Raw genomic sequence first — 22,772 nt, 5'->3', positions numbered from 1 at the left:
TTTATATTGTTAAAGAGCAACTCAATCTCATCAGAGAACGTGAGTACCACGCTGAGCATCAAATGCTTCTAGGTGGCTAGGGCTGCGTATTATACGCATTTCCCATTGTGCGTCAAGGAGTTTTTTACAAACTTTCTCAACACTCATCAATCAGTAAACTCATCGATGAACTGTCACATCAGGCTGCTTAATGCTGTCTGCCGTGTCAGTGGATGCGCATTATAGGGAGATTGAGAAAGTGCGCAACCCCTATTTTTAAGATAATTGTCATTTTCTCGCTGTTCGCGGAATATTTGACCTGACCAGCTAGTTTTTAACCTTTATAATAGAAAAAACCACTCAATTAGGGACTTTTCTATGTCAGGACCACTCAGAACTTATCAAGGCACTTATCCTCAATTAGGCAGTAATGTATATGTAGATGAAGCTTCGGTGCTTGTTGGCGATATTGCTTTAGATACAGATGCCAGTATCTGGCCTATGGTGGCGGCGCGTGGTGATGTGAACCATATTCGAATTGGTAAACGCTCAAATGTACAAGATGGCAGCCTATTGCACGTAACTCGAAAGTCCGCTTCTCGTCCCGATGGTCATCCACTGATCATTGGTGATGATGTGACAATTGGTCACAAGGCTATGCTTCATGGCTGTAAAATCGGTAACCGTGTATTAGTAGGTATGGGTGCAATTATTCTTGACGGTGCGATTTTAGAAGATGATGTGATTTTAGGTGCGGGCTCATTAGTCCCACCGGGTAAAGTATTGGAGAGTGGCTACTTATATGTAGGCAGCCCAGCGAAGCAATCACGCCCATTAACGGCGGCCGAAATTGCCTTTTTACCAGAGTCTGCCGATAACTATGTCAGATTGAAAAATGAGTACATGCTTGAACTACAAAAAAGCTAGTCACTATAGATAGTCAGAAAGTCGGTAGAGACTGATTCAGTTTCTGCCGCCTTTTGCTATCTACTGCCTTACATCTCTTTTCATACAGTTAGCCTAAATGAACGGCGCCAAATTCATCGAAGTCTTCGGCTGCGATTAAATCTTCTGCCATTTCTTCAGCATCAAATCTCACCGCATCAAACAATGCTAACATAGCCGCGACTTCACCGGAACTTGGCTGCTCAGAAAAATCATTCAGCTCGGCTAACTTATTCGCACTGATATAACACTTGATGTTCACCCCCTGCAACTGTGCCATAAAACAGATTTGCCCTTGGGCATCGTCCCAGTACTGTAAATCCGGAAAAAGAATACTTTGATTCATGATTCCTACTTAGGCTCAGCCATTAGTTTATCCCTCAAAAGACTCAATACCACTTGAGTGTCGGGCTCAACACCTCGCCATAGGGTAAAACTCTTGGCCGCTTGCCCCACTAACATACCCAGTCCATCAATAACTTTCGCCGCACCTTGAAATAATGACCATTGGTTAAAAGCGGTAACGGAAGCGCCATACATCATGTCATAGCAAACAGTTTTCGTAGTGATGATGCGCGCGGGCACTGGCGGCAACTCACCCGCAAGACTAGCTGAGGTAGAATTAATGATGATATCGAACTCTCCAGTAAGCTCACTCATTTTAATCGCGCTGACTTTACTCGCGTAGGCACTATCATTAACTACGGTAAAAATATCAACTAAACCTTGTGCCTTACTGTAGGTGCGATTGCTGATGGTAAGCTGTGCAATACCTTCATTTAATAACGGCAAAATACAACCACGCGCCGCGCCGCCGGCACCAATAAGTAATACTTTTTTATCGTGCAAACTGCCTAAGTTCGCGATGAGATCGGCCACTAGCCCTAAGCCATCGGTGTTATCGCCGCGAATAGTGCCATCAGGCAACAAAGTTAAGGTATTTACTGCACCGGCGAGTTTGGCCTCTGGACTGATACTGTTACACAATGCAAAAGCTTTCTCCTTAAAAGGCACTGTCACATTGGCGCCCTTACCACCCGCATTGAAAAACGCCATCAACGAGGCTTCAAAAGTATCTATTGGCGCAAGAATGGCTTCATAGATTAATGACTCTTGAGTGGAGGCGGCAAACTGACCATGGATGAACGGTGATTTACTGTGGCTAATAGGATTGCCGAACACTGCGTATCTGTCTGTCATAGCGATATTAAACTTTAAATTTGATAGCTTTGCAGTCTACCGCGCTTTTAGGTCCACGCAAGCCGAATTATGCTCAACTGAATTTCACGCTATAATGCGCCATCGGCTCAATGCACTCTATTTCAGTGAACGAATATCGAATATACCAATGAACTGGCTTAAGAAGATTTTTAGTAAACATACACAACCCCAACCAGAGGATGATCGCGATCCGAGTCAATCTAATGCCTATGACTTAATCGGTGGCGAAAAGGTACTCCGTGCTATCGCTCAATGTTTTTATCAGAAGATGGCAAGTTCGACAGAAACGACAACCTTGTTTGCTATTCATAGAGCGCCAATTACGGAATCAGAACAAAAGTTGTTTGAATTTTTAAGTGGATGGCTTGGCGGGCCGCAACTCTATCAGCAAAAACATGGTCATCCCGCATTGCGAGCACGGCACATGCATTTCGCCGTTGATGAGGCGATGCGTGACCAATGGTTGTTGTGTATGAAGTTTGCGATTGAAGAGAATATTAAAAAGCCAGAGCATCGAGCCGCCATTTATGAGGCGATTTCAACTCTGGCTGATCATATGCGTAATCAATAATAAAGTGGATGTGGCGTCCACCTTTTAAGATTAACGGCTAAACCCAGTCGCGAGGCTTGAGATAGTTATCATACAAGTCAGCCTCTGGGCTTCCCGCCTCTGGGGTGTAAGCATATTGCCAACGCACTAATGGCGGTAGTGACATTAAAATTGACTCAGTACGTCCACCCGTCTGCAAACCAAACAAGGTACCTCGATCGTACACTAAGTTGAACTCAACATATCGACCACGGCGATACAGTTGGAACTGACGCTCACGTTCACCGAACTCAATATCTTTACGACGTTCCACTATCGGCGTATAGGCCGTTAAAAAGCCATTACCTACCGCTTGCATAAAGCTAAAGCTCTTATCGAATCCTTCTTGATTCAAGTCATCAAAAAATAATCCACCCACGCCACGGGTTTCATTACGATGCGGTAGGAAGAAATACTCATCGCACCACTTTTTATACTTGGGATAAACCTCATCGCCGAAAGGCGCGCAAATGTCCTTAGATGTTTGATGCCACTCGCGCACATCTTCCTCAAATGGATAATAAGGTGTTAAGTCAAAACCACCACCAAACCACCACACGGGATCGGCGCCGTCTTTTTGGGCGATGAAGAAACGCACATTAGCGTGAGTCGTTGGGATATAAGGATTATTAGGATGAATAACTAACGAAACTCCCATAGCCTCAAAGCTACGACCGGCTAATTCAGGGCGATGCGCCGTAGCTGACGCCGGCATAGCGGCGCCAGTTACATGGGAAAAATTAACCCCAGCTTGCTCGAACACTGCACCTTGGGTTAATACTCGGCTAGTGCCACCACCGCCTTCGGCGCGGGTCCATGAATCGGCGGCAAACGTAGCTTGGCCATCCAGAGCCTGTAAACCGGCACAAATTCGGTTTTGTAAATCGAGTAAAAACGCTTTTACCACTGCAACATCAGGCACACTCATTTTGTTATCCTTATTATTGGTTTGCTCATTGTCCATTTCGTAAAATTTTACCGCTACGCGCATCGATAATGGTCGAGGGCTGACGTTGTTCGCCGAGTTCGCCTAATACGAGTGCATCGATTTTACCTGTAAAATCAGCGAGGATTTCAGCGGCAGTTAATGCAGGGTCTTCACCCGCAAGGTTAGCGCTGGTCGACACTAAAGGTTTATTAAGCATGCGGCACAGAGCTTGTACCCCAGTATGGGCAGACACCCGCACTGCGATAGAGTCAAATTCGCCACAAAGGTATTTTGAAACATGCGCTTTGATTGGCATTACAAAAGTAAAAGGTCCTGGCCACTTGGAAAATGCAAATTCGAGCTGCTCAGCCGTCAATTGCGATTCATCAACATAAGCTAAAAGCTGCTGAAAATCACTGGCGACTAAGATCAGTCCTTTTTGCCATGGGCGTTGCTTAACCGCCAATAACTTTTGGATAGCGGTGTCATTATCTGGGTCGCAACCTAGGCCATAAACTGCCTCGGTTGGATAAGCGATAACACCACCTTGAAGAATGATGTCTTTTACATCGGATGGGTGTAGCTGCAACATCTTAGGATCACCTTTTGAGTATTGTCGATTTCTACAATCAAGTTACTGGATAAATTCGAATACTGACCAACCCATCAACGATCAGCCGAAGATTATACGCAAGCCAGTTTCATCGGCCAAATAATAAGATGCAGATCACACAATAAACTACAGTGGTCTTTTATATTTACAGCTTTTTTGCGGACATTCTACGCGCATACCTGCCGCTCCTTTACGCTCAACTAAGATCCCAAAACCACAACTCGGGCAATTTTCAGCCACGGGTGGATAATTCACAATAAACTTGCACTTAGGATAAGCGCTACAGGCATAAAAACTCTTTCCGAAACGGCTGGTTCTGTGCTCAAGTTTACCCAGTTTGCACTCAGGGCAAGAAATGTCAGGCTGATCGCGCGCTTGATCCTGTTTTTCAATATGCGTGCAGCTAGGATATTGTGTACAACCGATAAAAATACCAAATCGACCAGACTTTACAGCTAGTTCATGGCCGCATGCCGGACACACAGAGCCTTCTATCACTTGAGTTTCAATCGATTCGTGTTGTACTAAAGGGCGCACATAATTACAGCTGGGGTAGTTATTACAACCGAGAAAACCACCATGCTTACTGTGCTTCACCGATAACTCACTGCCACATTCAGGGCAACGTTCGTATTCTTTTTCCAGTGCGTGTTCGTGGGCACTAAATAATTGTTCATCAATCTTAGACATAATCATTCACCACCTGTCGTAGCGCATTAGGATATCAAGCGCTGTGCCATCAAGAAATTAATGGCATCAAAAAAGGAGGTCTTAGCCTCCCTTCTCTCATAATGCATCTCTTGCAACGATTAAGAATGCAGCCTGCCTTCCGGTTGCTCGAAGATTAAATCTTCCATTTGCTCGTAAGCGGATTCATGACCGGGTGCATTGAATAACACCATCAAGATAACCCACTTCAAATCTTCTAAAATCAGTGTTGGTTCATCCAACTCCATGACTCTATCGATCACCATTTCACGGGTTTCAACATTTAGCACTGTCACTTGCTCTAAAAACAGTAAGAAACCGCGGCACTCAACATCCAGTTTTTCCATTTCGTCTTTTGTATAAATACGAAACGAATGCTGATCATGATTACAAAGATAAGGCTGATCGCCTTCTTGTAATTCAGCTAAGCGCTCTAACCAAGTTAACGCTTTTAAAATCTCGGACTTATGAAATCCAGCGCGAGTGAGTTCTTTGGTTAACTCGTCTTCATCAACGAGTAATTCAACTTCACTATGAACATAGTTTTCAAATAGATACATGAGGATATCAAACATGGCTAGCTCCTCTTTACTCTGACGTAACCACCGGGTATTGCGATAACCCAACCTTGCAATTCAAGTTCAAGCATTTGTTCTAACACCAGATCTATCGTTTTTCCACTATGTTCAACTACAGCATCAAGGGTTGTAGTTTCATAACCTACACTAGCTAACAGCGACGAAAATGGCAAATCACAAACATCATCCTGCTGTATATGGTGGTGCAGCCTCAATTCTTCAAGGTGAAAAGCGGTTAAACTTGCTAATTCTTCCACTATATCGGCCGCGGTCTCTACAAGTTTTGCGCCATCACGTAATAAATCATGACAACCCTGATGGTAACCGCCGAGGATTGAGCCAGGAACGGCAAACACCTCACGCCCTTGCTCCATTGCTAATCTCGCAGTGATTAAAGAGCCACTTTTACGGCAAGCCTCAACCACAAGTGTACCAAGAGAAAGACCACTAATAATGCGATTTCGTTTCGGAAAATTACCCGCAAAGGGCTCTACATCTGGCCAAAACTCGCTAAGTATACAGCCTTGCTGCTGAATATCATGATAAAGCTGCCGATGCTTACGTGGATAAATTGTCTCGATGCCGGTACCCAGCACGGCAATTGTTCGTCCTTGGTGATCAACACAGGCTTTATGAGCCGCGCCATCAATCCCCATCGCCATACCGCTACAGATACTAAATCCTATTGATGACATCTCAGCGGCAAGTTGATAAGCAACCTGTAAACCTCCCGGCGATGCATTACGACTGCCTACAATAGCAAGCGAAGGCAATGCGAGAGCTTCTATACAGCCTTTCAAAAACAAGACTGTAGGCGGATCAGTAAGCTGCTTTAAGAGTGGCGGATAGAGCGGATCGGAGAAACAAAGTAGATGATGGTCAGCAGCCTGCTGTTGCCACGATAGGGCTATATCCACTTTTTGATAATCAATAGCAAGGTTCTGGAGCAGATGCTTAGATAAAGGTAGGGCTTCTTTCTCGTGCTCTAACCTTTGCCTAAGATCGTCCACTTCCATGTGCGTTAATAATTGTTGGATCCTAGCGGGTCCCAGCCCAGATACAGCGCCAACAATTAACCAATCGACCAAGTATTCAGAAATTATAGACCTCTAAAGGCTAAAGATTCAGGGGCTATTAACTTATCGCCAACACGAACAGGGCGCTCAGTCGTGACAATTAATCCTAAACTCACTTTATCGAACACCTTAAACACTAACAATTTACCATGATAGACATCTGGCATTTGAATCGCGCGATCAGTGGAAGCTGAAGCGATTAAATTTTCGTAAGCTGTACGCTCGATAACAGGCACCGGCATACCATTAGGGTCGATAACAATCACCTCTCCATCACGGTAGATTGAAAATACAACTCCCGGTTCAATACGATCTTGAGTTCCCTTATCGAGATAAACGACATTCAACTTGCCCGCTTCACGTAAATTAGACTCTGTAGCCAAGACTAAGGCTGGAGCCTTTAACTCTGCGGGTTTAGGCGTGAAGTAAGCAGACATTAAAGAGTCTCTCTCCATCGGCAGCACCCTAAAGCCAGCTTTGGTCTCGCGAAAACTGCTTAATAACTTAATTTTTGAAACCTTACCAGACTCAATCACCTGTCCTGTTGAGGCTAAAATGGCTTCTTGACCTAATACTTCACCCGATTCTTTATTCAAAAACTCGCGGCCGCGTTCATAAGCACCGTATTTTTGCCCCAGCGGTAGAATGCCATCGATATAAATTACATCGCCAACGATATGATGGCGTGATGGACTTTCACCTGATAACACCATAGGTTGTTCGGCAAGCCAGTTAGTTTCAACCACTCGATTTTGAACTAAATATTGCTCTATCAAAGTGAGATCAACCGCTGGTATTGCATTATTTTTTGCAATAACCCGTCCCTCTGGACTCTTCTTAATATGGGGTTTAGCGCTATCACTGGAGGCGCTATTACGCATCAGTCGCGGTTGACCATCGACAAATACCAATGTGAGCTGATCGCCAGGATAAATGAGATGGGGATTAGCAATCTGAGGGTTAACATCCCACAAACGTGGCCATTTCCATGGATCATTTAGAAACACTGTGGAAATATCCCAAAGAGTGTCGCCCTTTTTCACTACATATGACTCAGGATACCCCGCTTTTAGCGTAAGAGTATCAGCGGTAACAAACGTGCAATTTAAAGTCATTAACGCGATTAAAATTAACCGTTTCATGGGCATTTCCATGTTGTTTGGCTCTTAGTTTGAGCTTTTACTATTATTGATAGGAACTAAAGATTAAAATTAACCCATTAGCATCAGTGAGTATAACTAACTGATAGATATTTGACAGACTTGTTAAGAGTTTATGTATGACACTATTAAAAGTTTTACAATTTCCCGATGAAAGATTACGGACACAAGCCACACCTATCACTGAGTTTAATGCTGCACTACAGACTCAGATCGATGATATGTTCGAAACCATGTACCAAGAGAAGGGAATTGGATTAGCTGCGACTCAGGTGGATTACCATAAACAGCTTATTGTTATGGACTTACAAGATGACGTCGAGCGGCCTAAAGTGTTTATCAACCCTGAGATTATCGCCAGCAGTGGTGATTTCTGTAATGAAGAAGGTTGCCTATCGGTCCCAGGTATTTATGCCAAAGTCGATCGCGCCGAATGTGTGACAGTAAAAGCCTTAGACAGACACGGCAACGAATTTATTATTGAGGCAGATGAGCTCTTCGCTATCTGTATCCAACATGAAATGGATCACCTCAAAGGTAAATTGTTTGTTGATTATCTATCACCACTAAAACGTCAGCGGATCAAACAGAAACTTGAAAAAGCGGCCCGATTAGACGCCAAAGAAGCATAGGATTAGATTTGAAACCACTCAACATCATCTTTGCCGGAACACCAGATTTTGCAGCTCGCCACTTACAAGCACTGTTGGACTCACACCATAATGTGATTGGCGTTTATACCCAGCCCGATAGACCTGCAGGTCGCGGCAAGAAGCTAACCGCAAGTCCAGTAAAAGAACTGGCCATAGCCAATAACATCCCCGTTTATCAACCCGGTTCATTACGTAAAGAGCCAGCACAACAACAGCTTGCCGAGCTTAATGCCGATATTATGGTAGTGGTTGCTTACGGTCTAATTCTGCCAAAAGTCGTACTAGATACACCACGTTTAGGCTGTATTAACGTTCACGGTTCTATTTTGCCACGCTGGCGCGGTGCAGCGCCTATTCAGCGCGCACTGTGGGCGGGCGACACTGAAACGGGTGTAACTGTCATGCAAATGGATGTCGGCTTAGACACGGGCGACATGCTGCTTAAAACCTATCTACCAATTGAAGATAGCGACACTTCTGCAAGTCTTTACGAAAAACTGGCAGAACAAGGCCCTGTTGCCCTATTGCAAGCCCTTGAAGGCTTAGCTAACGGTACTTTAACCGCCGAAAAACAAGATGAAGCCTTAGCCAACTACGCTGAAAAACTCAGCAAAGAAGAAGCCAGGCTCGACTGGAATAAATCTGCCAAACAACTCTGGCAAGAAGTCCGAGCCTTTAATCCTTGGCCTGTGAGTTACTTTGAACACCAAGGCAATACCATTAAGGTGTGGCAAACTCAAGTTAGCGAAACCATTAGCACAGCCGCTCCGGGCACTATTATCAGCGCCAGCAAAAAAGGTATAGAAGTCGCCACCGCCGACGGCGTATTAGCCCTGCTGAGTATGCAGCTACCAGGGAAAAAGCCGCTCAATGTTGCCGATATTCTCAATGCTCGAGGTGAATGGTTTAGCCCAAATACTCGCCTCGCAAACGAGGCACAATAGCCATGAACTTGCGCGCGCTGGCAGCTAAAGCCATCTTCGAAGTATTAGAAAAAGGTGTGTCACTGTCAGTGGCACTGCCCGATCAACAAAAGCATCTTGCCAGCGGCAAAGATAAAGCCTTACTCGCTGAGCTTTGCTACGGCGTGATGCGCACTCTGCCACAAATAGAAAAACGCATCAGCGAATGCCTTGAGAAACCCCTCAAAGGTAAGCAAAGGATTATCCACCAGCTGCTGATCATTGGTTGCTATCAACTTTACTTCACTCGCATTCCAAGCCACGCCGCAATTTCAGAAACTGCCGAGGCCTGTCGCCAATTAAAATTTGAAGGCATGGTTAAGGTTGTTAATGGTGTCCTGCGCAACATTCAGCGTCAGCTTTCGCCGCTAAGCACAGAGTCTGATACGTTAAGTTACAACACACCCGCTTGGTTGATTAAGCGATTAAAAGAAGCTTATCCCGAGCAGTGGCAAGAAATTATCCAACAAAGTCACGAACGTCCACCTATGTGGCTGCGTAATAATCGCTTATCCCAGAGCCGTACCGAATACCTCGCCGCCTTAGCCGAACTTGATATTGAAGCGAGCGAAGGCACTAGCGCCGATGCTATTCTTTTAGCGCATCCAAAGGATGTCGCCACACTGCCACGCTTCCATGACGGCGCGGCATCAGTACAAGATGGCGCAGCGCAATGGGCGGCGATGCTGCTTGCCCCACAAGCTAATGAGCTAATACTTGATGCCTGCGCAGCGCCCGGTGGTAAAAGCTGTCATCTACTCGAACTTGAGCCGAGTATCAAACTCGTCGCCGTCGACTTTGATGCCAAACGCCTCGAGCGCGTACAACAGAACCTTGACCGCCTATCATTAAAAGCTGAGCTTATCCATGGTGATGCGGCCAATATTGACTCATGGTGGCAAGGTGGACAATTTGATCGTATCTTACTGGACGCGCCTTGCTCTGCCACAGGAGTGATCCGCCGTCATCCAGATATCAAGTGGTTACGTAAAAACCATGACATTGAAGAGCTCGCAGGGCTACAACAGCAAATTATCGATCATTGCTGGAAATGGCTAAAACCGGGCGGTACGCTGCTGTATGCCACTTGCTCGATTTTACCGCAGGAAAATCGCGACCAGATTAGTGCGTTTTTAGAGAGAACGGCAGATGCTAAGCTAGATACATTACCCCAGCAAAATTCGCCACAAGATATAGGTTGGCAAATCACGCCAGGACAAGACAATATGGATGGGTTTTATTATGCCCGTTTATTGAAAGCGACCGATTAGGAAGTAAGCAAGGCCATGAAAATTATCATATTAGGTGCGGGTCAAGTCGGGGGAACCTTGGCCGAGAATTTGGTAGGTGAAAATAATGACATCACCATAGTCGATCATGACAAATCCAGATTACGCGCCCTGCAAGATAAATATGACCTTCGCGTCGTAACAGGCCACGCAGCTAACCCTGATGTACTCAGAGAAGCAGGCGCAGAAGATGCCGACATGCTGATCGCCGTCACCAACAGCGATGAATGCAATATGGCTGCTTGCCAGATTGCTTACACCCTCTTTGGTACCCCAACTAAAATTGCCCGAATTCGTTCAGAACCTTATTTGGCAATGCGCGATAAACTTTTTATCGACAGTGAAACCAAAAATAGCGACGGTCGTCCGCGCGGTGGTTTTGTGATCGATGAGTTAATCGCTCCTGAACAGTTAGTGACTGCTTACATTCAACGTCTTGTTGAGTATCCTGGCGCATTGCAAGTACTCGAATTTGCCGATGGTCGCTTGAGCTTAGTGGCTGTTCGTGCCTATTATGGTGGCCCGCTGGTAGGTAATGCTTTAGCAGCACTTCGCGAACATATGCCGAATATTGATACCCGGGTTGCGGCAATTTTCCGTCAAGGTCGCCCAATTATGCCCCGCGGTACCACGATTATCGAAGCCGATGACGAAGTCTTCTTCGTTGCCGACAGTCGTCACATTCGCGCAGTCATGAGCGAAATGCAAAAACTCGATAGCACCTACCGCAATATTATGATCGCTGGCGGCGGTAACATAGGATTAGGTTTAGCCAAACGCCTTGAGCGTACTCACTCAGTCAAGTTGATTGAGCATAAATATGAGCGAGCAGAAGCCTTATCGGAACAACTCGAAAATACCACCGTATTCTGCGGTGACGCGTCAGATCAAGAATTACTGCTCGAAGAACATATAGACCAAACCGACGTATTTATTGCAGTTACCAATGATGATGAAGCCAATATCATGTCGGCCCTGTTAGCCAAACGCATGGGCGCGAAAAAGGTCATGGTATTGATCCAGCGCGAAGCCTATGTAGATATCGTGCAAGAAGCGAATATTGATATCGCCATTTCACCACAGCAAGCGACGATTTCAGCACTATTAACTCATATTCGTCAGGGTGATATTTGTAACGTTTATTCGTTACGCCGCGGCGCGGCTGAGGCGATTGAAGCCATTGCCCATGGTGATTCAAGTACGTCAAAAGTGGTGGGTAAGGCCATTGGCGATGTGAAATTACCACCCGGTACCACAATTGGTGCCCTTGTACGTAATGACGAGGTGCTGATGGGCCACGATAAAACAGTGATAGAGCAAGGCGATCACGTTATTTTGTTTTTAGTGAATAAAAAATTTGTTGGCGAAGTCGAGAAGCTTTTCCAACCCAGTGCTTTCTTCTTTTAAACCTCTAAGCCCTATCCATGCTGAACTTTAGACCGCTATTGTTTATTTTAGGGCTGTTTTTGTCGATGCTGACAGCCTTCATGTTAATCCCACTGCTTCTTGCTATGTCCAATGGCGAGGAAACCGTGGGCTCTTTCATGCTATCTGCTTTGTTAACTGGCATTAGTGCCAGCCTGTGTTTGCATAATGGGCAGAGTAAAACCATCAACCTTAATATTCGCGATATGTTCTTATTGACCAGCTTAACCTGGTTAATCGTCAGTTTATTTGCTGCCATGCCCTTTACCCTTTATCACGGTATTGGTTACACGGATGCCTTCTTTGAAACCATGTCAGGTATTACGACCACAGGATCTACCGTCCTATCTGGTTTGGATACCATGGATCACAGCATCCTCATCTGGCGTTCTTTATTGCAATGGCTAGGCGGCATCGGCTTTATTGTGATGGCAGTAGCTATTCTGCCCTTTTTAAACGTTGGCGGAATGCGGCTATTTCGAACTGAGTCTTCTGATTGGAGCGACAAAGCGGTTCCTCGCACCCAGAGCATGGCTAAGTATTTGTTTCTTGTGTATATCACCCTTACCAGTATCTGTTGCGTGGCCTATCATCTTGCGGGCATGACTTGGTTTCAAGCCGTTAACCATGCTATGACTACCCTATCGACTGGCGGTTACTCAACCTCTGATAGCTCAATGGCCGCATTTTCAAACTCTGCTCATTGGGTTGGTATAGTATTTATGGCTGCGGGTGGCCTGCCGTTACTGATGTTTGTACACAGCATACAGCAAAGAGATGTGCGGATTTGGAACGATGCTCAGGTCAAAGGCTTTCTATTTTTTCTAACTATAGTGTCTTGTTCTATTGGATTTTGGCTGTGGCAAACCCGCGATATCGCATTACTTGATGCATTGCGTTTATCCAGCTTTAACGTGGTTTCAGTGGTGACCACCACAGGTTATGGTTTAACAGATTACGGTGCTTGGGGCGCTTTTTCTAATATTGCCTTTTTATTTTTAATGTTTGTCGGCAGTTGCTCAGGCTCAACCTCTGGCGGGATAAAGATTTTTCGTTTTCAAATTGCTGGCGCCATTATGCGTGAGCAATTAAAACAACAATGTCATCCGAATGGGATTTTTAGAGAACGCTATAACAACCGCATCATCAGTGAAGATATTGTGCGTTCACTGATCACTTTCGTGTTGTTATTTATGATGGTTATTGTGGCCTTATCGGTGATTCTAGTACTGACAGGACTTGATCCTATGACGAGCTTTACTGGTGCAATTACCGCAGTCACAAACGTAGGTCCAGGGTTAGGACCCATTATTGGCCCAGTAGGTAACTTTTCGACGCTCCCCGATGTGGCTAAATGGGCATTAGCCCTTGGTATGTTACTCGGCCGTTTAGAAATTTTGACCGTCGCGGTGTTGTTTCATCCGAGTTTCTGGAAATACTGATCCCATAACACTTAAAAACTAAAATGCGCTTAAATAATTAAGCGCATTTTTATTATGCGGCAGTGTTCACCTGAGCTAACTCCAACAGATGATCGGCATAGACCTTCACATCCTCCCAGTCGGTATAGTCGATAACGGTTTTAGGATCCGTTGGGCCTTTAGTAATCTTCATAATCAATTGGATCATCCACCTGTCGTACCAAGGCCATGAAGGATAATCGACTTTACCGGCAATAATTTTAAGATCTGTTGGTGTCCAAGGCGACAGCGTAATGAACTTTTGCAGATATTTATTATTCTCAGGAATGCGTTTTTCAGGGTTTCTCGCCACCACGTTGACGCAAAAGAAACTGTTGGGCAATGCGGCCAAAGCGCGTGCATGCTGCTCAATAAATTGAAACACGCTTTTATCATAACTGCCGTAGAGTACACAGGCGCCCAAGGCGACGGCTTGATAAGCGGACCAGTTAATAGATTTAGCTGCAGCACTGTTGATATCGATGAGATCGACCTGCACTCCCCGTGACCTTAATTGGTCGGTAATCGCACTGGCTATCTTGGCCGTGTGGCCGCCACGGGTAAAATAAAGCACAAGAACACGTATCATAGGAAATTCCAAATCGATTCAGTTAGTAGGCTATTGTGGCAAGATTGTGCGCAATAAACCTCTGATAGGATCACAAATTAGTTGTATCTCATATTCTGAGATACAAGAATTGAGATCTACATGAGTGAGCAGTATGATTGCGTTGACACAGGTGTTCAATTAGAATTATCTAATAAAAAGCGATAAAGTGAGTGACCTTATGCAAAATGACATAGATGTAGCTGCAATGGTAACTAATGCGGAAAGTGCGGCAAAATGGCTCAAAGCTATAGCAAACCCTTATCGCCTAATGATTTTGTGCCTACTACTCGACAAAGAGTTGAGCGTAACTGAGCTTAATGCCACGGTGCCATTAAGCCAGTCGGCACTATCCCAGCATTTAGCGGTATTACGTACTGAAGATTTGGTTGATACCCGTAAGAGCTCGCAAATTGTTTACTATAAGCTCAAGGACGAACAGGTAACTCAAGTAATTTCGATTCTGCATAGCCGCTACTGTGCGGCATAATACGGCAAAATCAGTAAAGTTAAGCCTTAGCATTTTACATCGCTAGGGCTTAAGTCACCTGAACTAGGGATAAGTATCTTTAAGCTTGGCTAAACCGGATACCCAAGGCGTCAACTTTAGCCCAATCGGTAAACTCAAAGGTGCCCGAAATATCAGTAGGACCTTTTGTCACCCACATGATGAAACGTATCATAGTGCGATCGAATAAACCGTATTTAGGATAATCAATCTTACCCGCAAACACTTCTAATATCTGCGGCTGCCACAGTGATAATTGCAGAAACTTTTGCATATAAGGGTTAGTTTCGGGCGTATTCTTTAAAGGCTTGCGGGCCACAACATTAACGGTAAAAAAGCCATTAATCTTAGTATTCAATACTGCATGGTGGCGATTTACAAACTGGTAAAGCGCGGGTCTATGTTTACCATAACGAATGCTGGCACCAATCAATACTTTATCAAAATCAGCTAAGTTGAAAGCTTCAGCCTGCTCTAATGTAACTAACGAAACTTGTTCACCAGCTTGCTCAGCAATGAGCTTCATTTTTTGGCAAATAGCTAAGGTTTGGCCATCAATTGTTGAATAGATTATTAATGTTTGCATGATTAGTTCTTCCAAAAAGTAGGCGTAAACAAAATGAGTAAAGTAAAGACTTCTAATCGCCCAAAAAGCATAGCAATCAAGAGTACCCATTTAGCGCCATCACCAATACTGGCATAGTTGCTGGCAACGGCGCCTAAACCTGGGCCTAAGTTATTAAGGCATGCTGCTGTAGCGCTAAAAGCGGTAATATCATCAAGCCCTAGCGCCATCAGAGCGAGCATAGACACAACAAAAACAAGGGCATAAGCAGAAAAGAACCCCCACACTGCATCAATAACGCGGTCAGATAGTACTTTAGAGCCAATACGAATTGAAAACATCGCTTTTGGATGAACCAAACGTTTTAACTCACGGGATCCTTGCAACAATAATAAAATAATACGGATAACTTTAATACCGCCAGCAGTAGAGCCCCCACAGCCACCAATAAAACTTGAAAATATCAATAAAATCGGCAGAAAGAGTGGCCATAAATGGAAGCTTTCACTACCAAATCCTGCGGTAGTCGCCACCGATACCACCTGAAATAACGCATGATCTAAGGTTTCTTCAGGTGAATCATAAATGCCCGATTGATACAGAGTAAAAAAACAAATCGCCGTCAATATTAGCTGGATCGCCACCAGCATTTTAAATTCAGTATCTCTAAAATATACTTTTACGTTGATGCCTCTGCGGGAAAATGCCGCGAAATGCACACTAAAATTAACGGCAGAAACAATTAAAAAGAACGCACAAATAAGATTAATCGCAGAGCTATCAAAATAGCCCATACTGGCATCATGGGTAGAGAATCCGCCAATCGCAATTGTCGAAAATGAGTGACAAACAGCATCAAAAAGACTCATTCCCGCAAACCAATAAGCAGTTGCACAGGTAATAGTCAGGAATAAATAAATATACCAGAGTGCTTTAGCTGTTTCGGCTATACGCGGGGTCATTTTATTATCTTTCACCGGCCCAGGAATTTCAGCCCGATACAGCTGCATTCCTCCAATCCCCAGTACGGGTAAAATAGCCACGGCTAATACGATAATCCCCATACCACCGAGCCATTGCAGCAAATGTCGATAAAATAAGATGGCTTTAGGTAAAGAATCAAGCCCCACAATCACGGTTGCACCTGTGGTGGTTAATGCAGAAAAGGATTCGAAGAAACTATCTGTCCAGCTAAGATCTGGCTCGCTAGAGAATATAAAGGGTAATGCACCAATGGACCCAAGTACGGTCCAGAATAGAACAACAATAAGAAATCCTTCTCGGGTACGTAACTCTTCTTTGCAGCGACGATTAGGATACCAAAGCCAAAAACCAATGAACAAACTGACAAAAAATGCCTGCACAAATGCAGTACCACCACCATCGTTGTACCATACGGCAATCAGTGCTGGCGGCAACATAGTGGTGGAAAACAAGCCAACCAATAGGCCTATAATTCTTATTATTGTTTTATATTGCATTGAGCGAGTTCAATTATTCCATAGGCTGCAAAGGTATTTTCAGCATTTAAGCTATTTTGGCATAATTTACGCAGGCATCACAGCTCAAACTCAGGCTGCAAACTTCCCTGACTCAGTGTCGCCAACAACTCACAAAGTAATGCCTGTTGCTGTCGCCCGATTTCAAATTCAATATCGACTGCCTCAGCAAATTGCTTATCGATGATTACCGCATTCACTTGCTGTAATAGATGCTCAACATCGCGCAGCTGCGCATAATCACAATGCAGCTTCGCGGGATAGCGTAACTGTTTAAGGCGAGTAGGCAATTGAATCAAGCCTTGCCTCAATCCCGAAGTGTAAGCTCGCACTAAGCCACCCACTCCCAACTTAGTGCCACCGTAGTAACGCACAACAATAGCGCCAATTTCGCCAATATTTGCACCTTGTAATAACGCTAACATAGGCCGTCCCGCACAGCCTGCTGGCTCACCATCATCACTCGAACCAATTAAGACGCTATCATCAGGCGCACCGGCAACAAAGGCATAGCAATAATGGCTTGCACCCGGATAATCACGCTTTATGTCAGTGAGTACTAACTTTAATTTATCAATGCTGTCACAATGAAACAGAAAAGAGATAAAACGACTATGCTTTATCTCTTCTTCAATCACGATATCTTCACTGGGAACCTTATAACTTTCGAGCACACATCCGCCCTAATTTCTACCTGTCATCAATCAGTCAAACCGAATTCGCGAGTCATGTTCTCGTTTCTATCTTGATGCACGATAACGTTATCCTCGATACGAATGCCACCAAAAGGCCTTAACTCATCCACGGTTTGCCAGTTGATTTGCTGGCCACGACCATCTTGTTTGAGCTCATTGAGCAGAGTATCGATGATGTATAACCCAGGTTCCATGGTCAGCACTTGGTTGGGCGCTAAAATGCGAGTACAGCGCAGAAACGGATGAGCTGCAGGCGCCGCGATATGAGTACCGCGCTCATCGTGGGAGAAACCGCCAACATCATGTACTTGTAGGCCTAACATATGACCTAAACCATGGGGGAAGAAAGCACTGGTAATGCCTTGTTCGACCAAACCTTGAGCATCACCGCTGGCTAAATCAAAATCCAATAGCATTTGCGCGACTTTAGCATGGGTGGCTAAGTGTAAATCAGGATAACGTACACCTGGACGCATCATATCGATAAGCTCTAGCTGCGCTTTATTCATCGCAGTGATCAACTCATCGAAACGATTCTTCTCGAATGCATAGGTTCTGGTGATATCAGAGGCATAACCAAAATAACTCGCGCCCGCATCGATAAGAAATGACAAACGACGCGTAGGACTTTGGTTTTCTAATGCGGTGTAATGCAAAATTGCCGCATTTTGGTTAAGGGCGATAATATTGCCATAGGGTACTTCGTTCTCGCCCTGACCGACTGCAGATAAATAGTGTTGCTGAATTTCGAACTCGCTCGCCCCATTATAAAATGCATTTTTGGCCGCTAAATGCCCCTGCACTGCAATGTGGTTAGCGCGGCGCATACATTCCAGTTCATATTCGGTTTTAGTGCTTCTGTGGTAATGCAAATAACTCATTACTGCATCGGGGTTACGGCTAGTAAACCCTAATACTTCAGCCACATCTAAATGCTCCCCCAGATACGCCCAATTAGCGATATCGATAGGTAATAGTTCGGCAACCTTATCCGCTTTAGTCAATAATTTAATATCAAAGTGCTCTGTCCAAAACATCTCTGGCACATCAGAAACTTTATGCCAAAAATCGACAGGACGATAAAAAATCAATTGCGGCTTATCTCGACCATTAACCACTAACCAACAGTTGGGATTATCCAAAACAGGTAACCACGCCTTAAAGTGCGGGTTTGCCTTAAAGGGATAATTGATATCATCCAAAAACATCCGATGCGGCTGACCCGAATGGATCACTAAACCAGACAAGGCTTCTCGAGACAAAATCTCTGCAACTCGACGGTTTAACTCGGCAATATGGGCACGATAGTAATGAGCCAGCTGATCCATTTGTCATCTCCTGCTATGAATAAAAATTAATAATATGTGTCGAATTGACTCACATTATCTTAATCGGGTCATGAACAACAGATTCACTCAACGCAATAAACTGTTACTCACTCTAAAACATATTGTTGCCGCATGGCTCATGTAAAATTGATAATATGATGATAAAACTTAATAATTACGGTTAACTCTAATACATTTTTAACTTTTAAACGTCTTAAATAAACAGCGAGAAAGACCCATTTATCGACAACGTATTCTAAGTGTATTACATGCTATGCAGTGTATCACAAAGGTGAAAAATCACTCTAGCCAGCAACAAATTAAACAGTCGTTTAAATTGGGTGTTGTAATTTTTTAAATTTCAAAGCACACTGACATACAACTGGTCAAATGATGGCCGAAGCTGCTGTGAGATAGAGAGTCGTACTAACACCAACATATAATGGTGGGTATCACTTTTAAGCCAAAAGGAAGCAAGCAATGATCTACCAAAGTCCTACAATTCAGGTTGAGTTACTCGAGGATAATATTGCCAAGCTGTGCTTTAACGCACCCGGTTCGGTGAACAAATTCGATAGAGAAACCCTCGCCTCGCTCGATGCGGCATTAGACAGCATTAAGCAAGATTCCAATATCAAAGCGTTAGTGCTGACCTCAAGTAAAGACACCTTTATTGTGGGGGCCGACATTACCGAGTTTTTAGGTCTATTCGCACAAGATGACACGGTTTTACTCTCTTGGGTTGAACAAGCTAACGCCGTATTCAATAAGCTCGAAGACTTACCTTTCCCAACTGCATCAGCAATTAAAGGCTTTGCCTTAGGTGGCGGCTGTGAAACTGTTTTGGCAACTGATTTCCGTATCGCTGATACCACAGCCCAAATCGGTTTACCTGAAACTAAACTCGGCATCATCCCCGGTTTTGGCGGCACTGTACGCCTACCACGTGTGATTGGTGCAGATAATGCACTTGAGTGGATCACCACAGGTAAAGACCAACGTGCTGAAGATGCACTGAAAGTTGGTGCTGTTGATGCTGTGGTCGCACCACAAGCGTTAGAAGCCGCTGCAATTCAAATGCTCAAAGATGCTGTAGCTGGAAAGCTAGATTGGCAAGCACGTCGTAACCGCAAATTGTCTGCCCTAACGCTGCCAAAACTTGAAGCTATGATGTCATTCACCACAGCTAAAGGCATGGTGTTTGCGGTTGCGGGTAAACACTACCCTGCACCAATGGCCGCTGTAAGCGTAATTGAGCAAGCATCAACTAAAGGCCGCACCGAAGCATTACAAATCGAACATCAAGCCTTTATCAAGCTAGCTAAAACTGACGTTGCTAAGGCACTTATCGGTATTTTCCTTAATGATCAATTTGTTAAAGGTAAAGCGAAGAAAGCCGGCAAGTTAGCGAAAGAAGTGAAAAATGCCGCCGTATTAGGCGCCGGCATTATGGGCGGCGGTATAGCTTACCAAAGCGCCAGCAAAGGCACACCGATTGTCATGAAAGACATTGCTCAACCAGCACTAGATTTAGGCCTCAATGAAGCCGCTAAACTGCTGTCGGCGCAAGTCGCCCGTGGCCGTTCAACGCCAGAAAAAATGGCCAAAGTGCTGAACAACATCACGCCTTCATTAGATTATGCCGCGATTAAACACAGTGATATCGTCGTTGAAGCCGTTGTTGAGCATCCAAAAATCAAAGCACAGGTTTTAGCTGAAGTTGAGCAATACGTAAGTGATGATGCGATTATCGCGTCAAACACCTCAACAATTTCAATCAACTTACTTGCTAAAAGTATGAAGAAACCTGAGCGTTTCTGCGGTATGCATTTCTTCAACCCAGTGCACAAAATGCCACTAGTTGAAGTGATCCGCGGCGAGCACAGCTCTGAAGAAACTATCGCTACTGTAGTGGCCTACGCGAGTAAAATGGGTAAGACACCCATAGTCGTTAACGATTGCCCAGGCTTCTTTGTTAACCGCGTACTCTTTCCTTACTTTGCAGGCTTTAATGGCTTACTTGCTGATGGCGGCGACTTTGCTGCAATCGACAAAGTGATGGAAAAACAATTCGGTTGGCCAATGGGCCCGGCTTACTTACTGGACGTGGTGGGTTTAGACACAGGTCACCACGCCCAAGCCGTTATGGCTGAAGGTTTCCCTGATCGCATGGGGAAATCTGGTACTGACGCGATTGATGTGATGTTTGACAACAAACGTCTTGGCCAGAAAAATGGCAAAGGTTTCTATGTCTATTCAGTCGATAGCCGTGGCAAGCCGAAGAAAGATGTCGATCCAACGAGCTACAGCCTATTGAAAGATGCCTTTGGCGAGTTAAAAGCCTTTGAAGCCGATGACATTATTGCCCGCACTATGATCCCGATGATCATCGAAACCGTGCGCTGTTTAGAAGAAGGTATTGTCGCATCCCCTGCCGAAGCGGATATGGGCCTAGTTTATGGCTTAGGTTTCCCACCATTTAGAGGCGGCGTGTTCCGTTACTTGGATACCATGGGTGTCGCAAACTTTGTGGCCTTAGCAGACAAATACGCTCACTTGGGCGGTCTGTATCAAGTCACAGATGCGATGCGCACATTAGCCACCAATAACGGTAGCTACTACCAAGCCTAATTAGCGGGAAAGGAATTTAATCATGAAACAAGCTGTTATCGTAGACTGTATTCGCACTCCTATGGGCCGCTCTAAAGCTGGCGTATTTCGTAATGTGCGTGCAGAAACTCTGTCTGCCGAATTAATGAAAGGTCTGTTGCTGCGCAACCCACAACTCGACCCAAACCTGATTGAAGACGTTATCTGGGGTTGTGTGCAACAAACCCTAGAGCAAGGCTTCAACATCGCCCGTAACGCTTCGCTATTAGCAGGCATTCCAAAGACCGCTGGCGCAGTGACCGTTAACCGCCTATGTGGTTCGTCAATGGATGCAATCCATCAAGCGGCGCGTGCAATCATGACTGGTATGGGCGACACATTTATTATTGGTGGTGTTGAACATATGGGCCACGTGCCTATGAGCCATGGTGTCGACTTCCACCCAGGTCTTGCTAACAACGTGGCAAAAGCCTCTGGCATGATGGGTTTAACGGCCGAAATGCTAGGTAAACTTCACGGCATTACCCGTGAGCAGCAAGATGCTTTTGCAGTACGTTCACATCAACGTGCTTATGCAGCGACAGTTGAAGGCCGCTTTGCCAAAGAAATCTATGGTATTGAAGGTCACGATGCTAACGGCGCCTTAATTAAAGTGCTGCAAGACGAAGTGATCCGCCCGGAAACCACAATGGAATCTTTGGCAGCGCTGCGCCCAGTATTTGATCCAGTAAACGGAACTGTGACTGCTGGTACTTCTTCTGCACTGTCTGATGGCGCTTCAGCCATGTTGATCATGGAAGAATCTAAGGCGCGTGCACTTGGTTTGCCAATTCGTGCACGTATTCGCTCCATGGCGGTTGCGGGTTGTGATGCGGCAATTATGGGTTACGGCCCTGTGCCAGCCACGCAAAAAGCACTGGCTCGTGCCGGTATTACCGTTGCCGATTTAGATGTGATTGAACTTAACGAAGCGTTTGCTGCTCAGTCTTTACCTTGTGTGAAAGATTTAGGTCTAGCAGATGTGGTTGATGACAAAATCAACCTCAACGGCGGCGCGATTGCACTAGGTCACCCACTGGGTTGTTCAGGCGCTCGTATCTCTACGACGCTGATCAACTTAATGGAAGACAAAGACGCGACCTTAGGTTTAGCGACTATGTGTATTGGTTTAGGCCAAGGTATCGCTACAGTATTCGAACGCGTTTAATTTATTACTCGAATAAATTAAAAGCCGGAACAAGTTCCGGCTTTTTTATACTTTTCATACTAAAAATTATCCCCCTGACTACTCCGTACAAATAACAGAAGCTATAAAGTGTTCCACGTGGAACATTTAATACTCCACATGAGTAATGACACATATACCCGAGAACA

Annotated in this window: 23 protein-coding genes; 10 read left to right on the top strand and 13 right to left on the bottom strand. The window is 44.9% G+C overall.

Features of this window, described 5'->3' with window-relative positions:
- Positions 1–357: 357 nt before the first annotated feature.
- Positions 358–906 carry a gamma carbonic anhydrase family protein gene (locus tag L2717_RS14480; RefSeq protein ID WP_220772727.1) on the top strand — a complete coding sequence of 183 codons (549 nt, stop codon included), beginning with the start codon at positions 358–360 and terminating at the stop codon, positions 904–906.
- Positions 907–994: 88 nt separating this feature from the next.
- Here the strand turns inward: L2717_RS14480 and L2717_RS14475 are convergent, their stop codons facing one another.
- A complete protein-coding gene (locus tag L2717_RS14475; protein WP_220772726.1) occupies positions 995–1,270 on the bottom strand; it encodes a DUF1488 family protein in 276 nt (91 codons plus the stop codon).
- Between the two features lie 5 nt (positions 1,271–1,275).
- Positions 1,276–2,124, bottom strand: a complete 849-nt coding sequence (gene aroE, locus L2717_RS14470; RefSeq protein ID WP_220772725.1) for a shikimate dehydrogenase — start codon at positions 2,122–2,124, stop codon at positions 1,276–1,278.
- Between the two features lie 148 nt (positions 2,125–2,272).
- Here aroE and L2717_RS14465 point away from each other — a divergent pair, with 148 nt between their 5' ends.
- The gene (locus tag L2717_RS14465; RefSeq protein ID WP_220772724.1) at positions 2,273–2,716 is read left to right on the top strand and encodes a group II truncated hemoglobin; all 444 of its coding nucleotides are present in this window, start codon (positions 2,273–2,275) and stop codon (positions 2,714–2,716) included.
- A gap of 37 nt (positions 2,717–2,753) precedes the next feature.
- Here the strand turns inward: L2717_RS14465 and hemF are convergent, their stop codons facing one another.
- The 6 genes from hemF to L2717_RS14435 form a co-directional block, all read right to left on the bottom strand.
- A complete protein-coding gene (gene hemF, locus L2717_RS14460; RefSeq protein ID WP_220772723.1) occupies positions 2,754–3,662 on the bottom strand; it encodes an oxygen-dependent coproporphyrinogen oxidase in 909 nt (302 codons plus the stop codon).
- A 25-nt stretch (positions 3,663–3,687) separates the two neighbouring features.
- Positions 3,688–4,254: an L-threonylcarbamoyladenylate synthase type 1 TsaC gene (gene tsaC / locus L2717_RS14455; protein WP_220772722.1), complete on the bottom strand. Its 567-nt coding sequence runs from the start codon at positions 4,252–4,254 to the stop codon at positions 3,688–3,690.
- Positions 4,255–4,401: 147 nt separating this feature from the next.
- A complete protein-coding gene (locus L2717_RS14450; RefSeq protein WP_220772721.1) occupies positions 4,402–4,965 on the bottom strand; it encodes a DNA topoisomerase family protein in 564 nt (187 codons plus the stop codon).
- A gap of 119 nt (positions 4,966–5,084) precedes the next feature.
- Positions 5,085–5,558, bottom strand: coding sequence for a DUF494 family protein (locus tag L2717_RS14445; RefSeq protein ID WP_076501740.1), 474 nt, complete (start codon positions 5,556–5,558; stop codon positions 5,085–5,087).
- A gap of 2 nt (positions 5,559–5,560) precedes the next feature.
- Positions 5,561–6,649 (bottom strand): DNA-processing protein DprA, encoded by a 1,089-nt coding sequence (gene dprA / locus L2717_RS14440; RefSeq protein ID WP_487250674.1) that lies wholly within the window; start codon positions 6,647–6,649, stop codon positions 5,561–5,563.
- 11 nt (positions 6,650–6,660) lie between these two features.
- Complete coding sequence (locus L2717_RS14435) at positions 6,661–7,791, bottom strand: LysM peptidoglycan-binding domain-containing protein (protein WP_220772720.1); 1,131 nt, start codon at positions 7,789–7,791, stop codon at positions 6,661–6,663.
- Between the two features lie 125 nt (positions 7,792–7,916).
- Here L2717_RS14435 and def point away from each other — a divergent pair, with 125 nt between their 5' ends.
- The 5 genes from def to L2717_RS14410 are packed head-to-tail and all read left to right on the top strand — an operon-like array spanning position 7,917 to position 13,568.
- Positions 7,917–8,429 (top strand): peptide deformylase, encoded by a 513-nt coding sequence (def, locus tag L2717_RS14430; protein WP_220772719.1) that lies wholly within the window; start codon positions 7,917–7,919, stop codon positions 8,427–8,429.
- Positions 8,430–8,437: 8 nt separating this feature from the next.
- A complete protein-coding gene (gene fmt, locus L2717_RS14425) occupies positions 8,438–9,394 on the top strand; it encodes a methionyl-tRNA formyltransferase (protein WP_220772718.1) in 957 nt (318 codons plus the stop codon).
- 2 nt (positions 9,395–9,396) lie between these two features.
- Positions 9,397–10,683: a 16S rRNA (cytosine(967)-C(5))-methyltransferase RsmB gene (gene rsmB / locus L2717_RS14420; protein WP_220772717.1), complete on the top strand. Its 1,287-nt coding sequence runs from the start codon at positions 9,397–9,399 to the stop codon at positions 10,681–10,683.
- Between the two features lie 15 nt (positions 10,684–10,698).
- Positions 10,699–12,108, top strand: coding sequence for a Trk system potassium transporter TrkA (trkA, locus tag L2717_RS14415; RefSeq protein ID WP_220772716.1), 1,410 nt, complete (start codon positions 10,699–10,701; stop codon positions 12,106–12,108).
- Between the two features lie 17 nt (positions 12,109–12,125).
- On the top strand, positions 12,126–13,568 hold the full coding sequence (locus tag L2717_RS14410) for a TrkH family potassium uptake protein (protein ID WP_220772715.1): 1,443 nt from the start codon (positions 12,126–12,128) through the stop codon (positions 13,566–13,568).
- A gap of 52 nt (positions 13,569–13,620) precedes the next feature.
- Here L2717_RS14410 and hemG (L2717_RS14405) read toward each other — a convergent pair whose 3' ends face one another.
- Positions 13,621–14,175 (bottom strand): menaquinone-dependent protoporphyrinogen IX dehydrogenase, encoded by a 555-nt coding sequence (gene hemG / locus L2717_RS14405; protein WP_220772714.1) that lies wholly within the window; start codon positions 14,173–14,175, stop codon positions 13,621–13,623.
- Between the two features lie 199 nt (positions 14,176–14,374).
- Between hemG (L2717_RS14405) and L2717_RS14400 the strand changes: the two genes are divergently transcribed.
- Positions 14,375–14,683, top strand: coding sequence for an ArsR/SmtB family transcription factor (locus L2717_RS14400; RefSeq protein ID WP_220772713.1), 309 nt, complete (start codon positions 14,375–14,377; stop codon positions 14,681–14,683).
- A 79-nt stretch (positions 14,684–14,762) separates the two neighbouring features.
- On the opposite strand, the gene hemG (L2717_RS14395) is transcribed toward L2717_RS14400, so the two are convergent.
- The 4 genes from hemG (L2717_RS14395) to pepQ form a co-directional block, all read right to left on the bottom strand.
- Positions 14,763–15,287, bottom strand: coding sequence for a menaquinone-dependent protoporphyrinogen IX dehydrogenase (hemG, locus tag L2717_RS14395; RefSeq protein WP_220772712.1), 525 nt, complete (start codon positions 15,285–15,287; stop codon positions 14,763–14,765).
- A gap of 2 nt (positions 15,288–15,289) precedes the next feature.
- Positions 15,290–16,747, bottom strand: a complete 1,458-nt coding sequence (locus L2717_RS14390) for a TrkH family potassium uptake protein (RefSeq protein WP_220772711.1) — start codon at positions 16,745–16,747, stop codon at positions 15,290–15,292.
- A gap of 77 nt (positions 16,748–16,824) precedes the next feature.
- On the bottom strand, positions 16,825–17,439 hold the full coding sequence (locus L2717_RS14385) for a YigZ family protein (protein ID WP_220772710.1): 615 nt from the start codon (positions 17,437–17,439) through the stop codon (positions 16,825–16,827).
- A 26-nt stretch (positions 17,440–17,465) separates the two neighbouring features.
- Positions 17,466–18,788: a Xaa-Pro dipeptidase gene (gene pepQ / locus L2717_RS14380; RefSeq protein WP_220772709.1), complete on the bottom strand. Its 1,323-nt coding sequence runs from the start codon at positions 18,786–18,788 to the stop codon at positions 17,466–17,468.
- A gap of 480 nt (positions 18,789–19,268) precedes the next feature.
- Between pepQ and fadB the strand changes: the two genes are divergently transcribed.
- Positions 19,269–21,419, top strand: coding sequence for a fatty acid oxidation complex subunit alpha FadB (gene fadB / locus L2717_RS14375; RefSeq protein ID WP_220772708.1), 2,151 nt, complete (start codon positions 19,269–19,271; stop codon positions 21,417–21,419).
- A 22-nt stretch (positions 21,420–21,441) separates the two neighbouring features.
- Positions 21,442–22,605, top strand: a complete 1,164-nt coding sequence (fadA, locus tag L2717_RS14370; protein ID WP_006083808.1) for an acetyl-CoA C-acyltransferase FadA — start codon at positions 21,442–21,444, stop codon at positions 22,603–22,605.
- The last annotated feature ends 167 nt before the right edge of the window (positions 22,606–22,772 follow it).

It is taken from the genome of Shewanella glacialipiscicola (assembly GCF_023283485.1).
GTDB lineage: Bacteria > Pseudomonadota > Gammaproteobacteria > Enterobacterales > Shewanellaceae > Shewanella > Shewanella glacialipiscicola.
The sequence above is the reverse complement of the archived record's forward strand: the minus strand, read 5'-3'. Positions and strand labels throughout refer to the sequence as shown.

Excerpts from the sequence above, each read along its gene's own strand:
- L2717_RS14480 (WP_220772727.1), top strand. The coding sequence starts at position 358 with ATGTCAGGACCACTCAGAACTTATCAAGGCACTTATCCTCAATTAGGC.
- L2717_RS14475 (WP_220772726.1), bottom strand. The coding sequence starts at position 1,270 with ATGAATCAAAGTATTCTTTTTCCGGATTTACAGTACTGGGACGATGCC.
- aroE (WP_220772725.1), bottom strand. The coding sequence starts at position 2,124 with ATGACAGACAGATACGCAGTGTTCGGCAATCCTATTAGCCACAGTAAA.
- L2717_RS14465 (WP_220772724.1), top strand. The coding sequence starts at position 2,273 with ATGAACTGGCTTAAGAAGATTTTTAGTAAACATACACAACCCCAACCA.
- hemF (WP_220772723.1), bottom strand. The coding sequence starts at position 3,662 with ATGAGTGTGCCTGATGTTGCAGTGGTAAAAGCGTTTTTACTCGATTTA.
- tsaC (WP_220772722.1), bottom strand. The coding sequence starts at position 4,254 with ATGTTGCAGCTACACCCATCCGATGTAAAAGACATCATTCTTCAAGGT.
- L2717_RS14450 (WP_220772721.1), bottom strand. The coding sequence starts at position 4,965 with ATGTCTAAGATTGATGAACAATTATTTAGTGCCCACGAACACGCACTG.
- L2717_RS14445 (WP_076501740.1), bottom strand. The coding sequence starts at position 5,558 with ATGTTTGATATCCTCATGTATCTATTTGAAAACTATGTTCATAGTGAA.
- L2717_RS14435 (WP_220772720.1), bottom strand. The coding sequence starts at position 7,791 with ATGGAAATGCCCATGAAACGGTTAATTTTAATCGCGTTAATGACTTTA.
- def (WP_220772719.1), top strand. The coding sequence starts at position 7,917 with ATGACACTATTAAAAGTTTTACAATTTCCCGATGAAAGATTACGGACA.
- rsmB (WP_220772717.1), top strand. The coding sequence starts at position 9,397 with ATGAACTTGCGCGCGCTGGCAGCTAAAGCCATCTTCGAAGTATTAGAA.
- trkA (WP_220772716.1), top strand. The coding sequence starts at position 10,699 with ATGAAAATTATCATATTAGGTGCGGGTCAAGTCGGGGGAACCTTGGCC.
- L2717_RS14410 (WP_220772715.1), top strand. The coding sequence starts at position 12,126 with ATGCTGAACTTTAGACCGCTATTGTTTATTTTAGGGCTGTTTTTGTCG.
- hemG (WP_220772714.1), bottom strand. The coding sequence starts at position 14,175 with ATGATACGTGTTCTTGTGCTTTATTTTACCCGTGGCGGCCACACGGCC.
- L2717_RS14400 (WP_220772713.1), top strand. The coding sequence starts at position 14,375 with ATGCAAAATGACATAGATGTAGCTGCAATGGTAACTAATGCGGAAAGT.
- hemG (WP_220772712.1), bottom strand. The coding sequence starts at position 15,287 with ATGCAAACATTAATAATCTATTCAACAATTGATGGCCAAACCTTAGCT.
- L2717_RS14390 (WP_220772711.1), bottom strand. The coding sequence starts at position 16,747 with ATGCAATATAAAACAATAATAAGAATTATAGGCCTATTGGTTGGCTTG.
- pepQ (WP_220772709.1), bottom strand. The coding sequence starts at position 18,788 with ATGGATCAGCTGGCTCATTACTATCGTGCCCATATTGCCGAGTTAAAC.
- fadB (WP_220772708.1), top strand. The coding sequence starts at position 19,269 with ATGATCTACCAAAGTCCTACAATTCAGGTTGAGTTACTCGAGGATAAT.
- fadA (WP_006083808.1), top strand. The coding sequence starts at position 21,442 with ATGAAACAAGCTGTTATCGTAGACTGTATTCGCACTCCTATGGGCCGC.